At 69.7% G+C, this 4,595-nt stretch carries 7 protein-coding genes; 5 read left to right on the top strand and 2 right to left on the bottom strand.

The genetic code is table 11. The features are described 5' to 3' along the window. The 5 genes from gspK to gspN all read left to right on the top strand — a co-directional run. A partial coding sequence (gene gspK, locus CSW58_RS05670) for a type II secretion system minor pseudopilin GspK (RefSeq protein WP_099446635.1) occupies positions 1-671 on the top strand: 671 nt, incomplete at its 5' end. After that, positions 668-991 (top strand): hypothetical protein, encoded by a 324-nt coding sequence (locus tag CSW58_RS14950; protein WP_236627663.1) that lies wholly within the window; start codon positions 668-670, stop codon positions 989-991. The genes gspK and CSW58_RS14950, both read left to right, overlap by 4 nt. Further along, the gene (gspL, locus tag CSW58_RS05665) at positions 940-1,752 is read left to right on the top strand and encodes a type II secretion system protein GspL (RefSeq protein ID WP_236627662.1); all 813 of its coding nucleotides are present in this window, start codon (positions 940-942) and stop codon (positions 1,750-1,752) included. The genes CSW58_RS14950 and gspL overlap by 52 nt, the downstream gene beginning before the upstream one ends. Next, positions 1,749-2,228 (top strand): type II secretion system protein M, encoded by a 480-nt coding sequence (locus tag CSW58_RS05660; protein WP_099446634.1) that lies wholly within the window; start codon positions 1,749-1,751, stop codon positions 2,226-2,228. Before gspL ends, CSW58_RS05660 begins: the two co-directional genes overlap by 4 nt. Further along, positions 2,225-2,956, top strand: a complete 732-nt coding sequence (gene gspN, locus CSW58_RS05655; protein WP_099446633.1) for a type II secretion system protein N — start codon at positions 2,225-2,227, stop codon at positions 2,954-2,956. The genes CSW58_RS05660 and gspN overlap by 4 nt, the downstream gene beginning before the upstream one ends. On the opposite strand, the gene CSW58_RS05650 is transcribed toward gspN, so the two are convergent. Then, positions 2,933-3,706 carry an A24 family peptidase gene (locus CSW58_RS05650; RefSeq protein WP_099446632.1) on the bottom strand — a complete coding sequence of 258 codons (774 nt, stop codon included), beginning with the start codon at positions 3,704-3,706 and terminating at the stop codon, positions 2,933-2,935. The genes gspN and CSW58_RS05650 overlap by 24 nt on opposite strands. A 79-nt stretch (positions 3,707-3,785) precedes the next feature. Continuing rightward, positions 3,786-4,595: substrate-binding domain-containing protein (locus tag CSW58_RS05645; RefSeq protein WP_099446631.1), on the bottom strand; the 810-nt coding region annotated here is incomplete at its 5' end.

The following is a 4,595-nucleotide window of genomic DNA, read 5'->3' as shown; positions in this document are numbered from 1 at the left end:
CCGGGTGCTTCAACCTCAACAGCGTCGTCGAGGCCGACCAGGGCGAGCCGTTTCGGCGGCGCGACCTCGGCGTGCGCCAATTCGCCACTCTGCTGTCGCTGGTCGGCGCGCCCAATCCCAAGCAATTGGCCGACACCCTGGCCGAGTGGATGGACAGCAATGACGTCGGCCAGGCGGACGCCGAGGACCAGGGCTATGTCAACCAGCCCGAGCCGTATCGGACCGCCGGCGGGCCGATGGCTGAGGTCAGCGAGTTGCGGGCCGTGCACGGCTTCTCGCCCCAGGTCTACGCGGCCCTGCGGCCCTATGTCTGCGCCCTGCCGACCACAGACCTGTCGCCGATCAACCTCAACACCCTGTCGCCGGAGCGCGGCCTGCTGCTGACCGCCCTGACCGAGGGCAAGGTCGGCCGGGAAACGGCGCGGAGCGTGCTGGAGCGCCGGCCGGCCTCGGGCTGGTCCGACGCCCAGGCGTTCTGGGGCGAGCAAGCCCTGGTCGCCACGCCGCCGGGCGATGTGGTGCGCGAGCAGGTTCGCTTCCGCACCCGCTTCTTCGCCCTCAGCAGTCAGGTGGTCTTCGCCGACATGCCGATCTTCATGACCGCTCTTTTCGAAACCCGCTCGGCCAGCACGGTTACGCTGGTCGCGCGACGCTGGACCTCGGACGAATGACCGTACTGCGCCTCCTGATCCTGCCGCCGCAGAGCGGCGACCCGCCTGAATTGATCGAGGCCGATGGCGTCGCGATCACGCGCCGCCGCCTGGCGAGCGACGAACTGCTCGAGGGCGGCGCGATCCTGGTCGCGCCCGGCGCCGATGTCGTCACCCGCTGGATGGACCTGCCGGTGGGCAGCCCCGCCCAGGCCCGCTCGGCGGCGGCCTTCCGGCTCGAGGACGAGGTCGCCCTCGGCGACGGGGGCTGCACATCGCGGTCGGCGGCGTGGACGAGGCCGGGCGCACCCTGGTGGCCTGGACGGCTACGGCCAGGCTGACGGCCTGGCTGGACCTGGCCGCCGCCCACGGCGTCACGCCCCAAGCCCTGATCCCGGACTATCTGCTGCTGCCCGAGGATGCGGCGGGTCAGTTGATCCTCGCGCCGTTCGGGGCGCGCGTCGGTCTGCGCGAGCCGGGCAGGGCGTTTAATGTCGAGCCCGACCTGGCCGCCTTGCTCGTCGGCGACCGGCCGCATCGCTACATCGAGGTAGAGGACCTGGATGCCTGGCTGGTGGCGGGCGCCCAGGCGCCGGTGATCGACCTGCTGCAGGGGGCGTTCGCGATCCGCCGGGGCCCGGCGGTCCGGAACCTGAAGCGCCTGGCTCTCCTGGCCGCCGTCCTGGTGATCTCGCCGCTCCTGCTGTTCGGCGCCCAGATCATCAATGACCGGATGACCGCCAACGCTCTGGAAAAGCGCGCCGCCCGTCTGGCGGTGTCGCTGGTTCCGCAGGCCTCCCGCTATGAGGATCCCGCCGCCTACGCCCTGGCCCGCTTGACGGCCACCCAGGGCCGCCAAGGCTTCAGCGATCTGGCGGCCCGCTATTTCGCCATGATGCAGACCGCCCCCGGCGTGACGCTGGACACCCTGGTTTACGGCGACGACGGCGCGATCCGTTCAGCGATCGCCTATGGCCAGTATTCGGACATCGACCAGATTCGCGTCGCGGCCAAGACCGCCGGCCTGACCGTTACCGAGCAAAGCACGGTCACCGAAGGCGCGCGCATCACCAGCGATCTCATCGTCAGGAGACAGCCATGATCGGTCAGATCGAGGCCGCGCGGCAATGGTGGCTGTCGCGTTCGGACCGCGAGCGCGTGCTGCTCGCCGTCATGCTGGTGATCGTCCTGGGAGTCGGCGGTTGGTACGGCGTGGTCTCGCCCCTGCGCCACGCCGCCCAGGCCGAACAGGCTCGGGTCAAGGCGGCGGCGGTGCGACTGGTCAGTCTCAAGGCCATGGCGGCGGCGTCCGCGCCGCGCTCCGGTCGCAGCGTCGGGGCGCCTCAGGCCCTGGTCGAGGCCAGCGCCGCCAAGGCGGGCGTGCCGATCTCCCGTCGGCGTCAGGACGCCAATGGCGGCTTCACCATCTGGATCGACGCCATCGACGCCCGGGCCCTGCTGCCTTGGGTGGCGGCCCTGGAGCAAGAGGGCGGCGTCGTCGTCGCCGACTTCACCGCCTCGCGCCGCGACGGCGGGCTCGTCGAGGCCGAGATCACCTTCGCCGGGGCCGGATCATGAGCAATCGCACGCTTGTCGCCCTGCTGGTCGGGTTGGTCCTGGCCATGGTCCTGATCCTCGCGCCGGTCAGCCTGGTGACCTCCGCCCTTGGCCGAACAGGCCTAATGAGCGCGAGCGGGGCCCGGGGTACGGTCTGGAGCGGAAGCCTGGACAATGTGGTCATGGCGGGTAGCCCGGTCGGAGACCTCAAGCTCGGCCTGTCGCCCCTGGCGCTGTTGACCGGTCAGGCGCGTCTTGGACTCCGCCAGACGGCGGGCTTCGATGGACAGGCGGTTCTGTTTCCCGGCGGCGCCAAACGCGGTGTCGAAGGCCTGACCTGGCGCATGCCGGTCGACCTGACCGCGGTGGGGCTGCCGTTGGCGGGCGTCGCGACGTTCAAGGACGCGGCCGCGGTGTTTCGCAAGGGCCAGTGCGTTCGCGCCGGCGGCCAGATCCAGCTTCGTCTGGCGGGGGAAGGTCCACTGGGCGGCGTGGTGCTGAGCGGCGCGCCGGTTTGCCGGCGTGAAAGCTGGGTCTCGACCCTGTCGGGCGCGGCCGGCGCCGCCAAGGTCTCTCTGGCCACCCGGATCGACGGAACGGGCCGCTTTCAGGTCGAGACGATGATCGTCACGACGGATGAGCCGACGATCCAGAGTCTGTTGGCCAATGGCTTCCTGCGTGACGCCGTCGGCGCGCGGCGAACCGTTGACGGCCAGTGGACCCGCTCAGCCCAGGCCCGCGCGAAGTAGCGAGTGCAACGGCCCCCAGAGCCAGGTCAACCAGGCGCCGACGGCCAGAAAGGCGCCGAAGGGCAACTGTTCTCCGGGGGATAGGCGCTTGCGCACGATCGCCTGAGCCGCGGCCACGCTCAGACCGGCCAGGCACGCCCAGATCAGGACCGAGGGCAGGCCCTGCCAGCCGACCCAGGCCCCGATCGCGCCCAGCAGCCTGGGATCACCGCCGCCCATGCCGTCGAAACCGCGCATCCGCCGGTAAAGCCAGGCGATCGCCGCGAGCCCGCCATAGCCCAGGGCCGCGCCGAGCAGGGGCGTCCAGGGCGCAGCGTCCGCGACGCCGATGGTCAGGACGGCCCCGGCCAGGCCAAAGGGCAGGGTCAGGATGTCGGGCAGCCACAGGTGCTCGGAATCGATCGTGGCGATCAATAAAAGCCACCAGCCGAGGATGGCCGTGACAGGAACCATGGGGCCTGTCTGGCTCAGGGCGCTCCAAAGGGCGATGAGCAGGCATGCGCCTTCGAGCAGAGGATAGCGGGGCGGTATGGCCGCCTTGCAGGTCCGGCAGCGGCCCCGCAGCCAGAGATAGCTCAGCAGCGGAAACAGATCGACGACGCCGAGCGGACGCTGGCAGGCGTCGCACGCCGAACGCGAGGCCGCCCAGGCGCGTCCGGCCGGCAGGCGAAGCGTCAGCAGGCCGATAAAGCTGCCGATGAAGGGGCCCAGCACCACCGTCGAAACGGCCCAGAGATCGTCAATGGTCAAGCCGTGGCGCCCCCAAGGTGCTGGTGGGGCCTTGATGGGACGAAACCGCGCGGGCGTAAACCGCCCGCGCGGCTCAAACTCACTTCTTCGGCGCGGCCATCGGCGTCAGCTTGGCGGCGGTCGCTTTCATGGCCTCGTGCTGCGCGGGCGGCAGGGGGATCAGGCCACGCTGGGAAAGGTATCCGCCCCGGCCGGCCGCGGCGTCCGAGGTGAACTCGGTCAGGAAGTCCTTCAGGCCGGGCACGACGCCGACGCTGGACTTCTTGACGTAGATGAACAGGGTCCGCGACACCGGATAGGCGCCGCTGGCGATCGTGGCGGGCGTCGGCTTGACGCCGTTGACGCTGGCGGCCTTGATGCGGCTGGCGTTCTCTTCGAGGAACGAATAGCCGAACACGCCCAAGGCGCCCGGGGTCTTTTCGATGGTCCCGACGATGGCGTTGTCGTTCTCGCCGGCGTCGATCCAGGCGCCGTCCGAACGCAGTTGATGCGACCGGGTCTTGAAGGCCTTTTCGTCGGTGTCCGACAGGGCCTTGAGGGCCGGGATCTTCTTGGCGCCGCCTTCCATGGCCAGTTCCGACCAGGCGTCACGCGTGCCGGAGGTCGGCGGCGGACCATAGACCAGGATGCGGCCGCTGGGCAGTTCGCCCGAGACATCCTTCCAGGTCTTGTAGGGATTGTTGACGAACTGGCCGCCGCGCGAGACGCTTTGGGCCAGGCCCATATAGAGGTGCTCAAGCTTGAAATTGTAGTTCGGGGCCGACTTGTCCATGGCCACGACGATGCCGTCGAAGCCGATCTTGATCTCGATGATGTCTTTGACGCCCTTGGCCTTGCAGGCGTCGAATTCGGACTTCTTCATCGGCCGCGAGGCGTTGGCGATGTCAGG

Origin of the sequence: Caulobacter sp. B11 (assembly GCF_002737765.1) — a bacterium.
Lineage (GTDB): Bacteria > Pseudomonadota > Alphaproteobacteria > Caulobacterales > Caulobacteraceae > Caulobacter.
The sequence above is the reverse complement of the archived record's forward strand: the minus strand, read 5'-3'. Positions and strand labels throughout refer to the sequence as shown.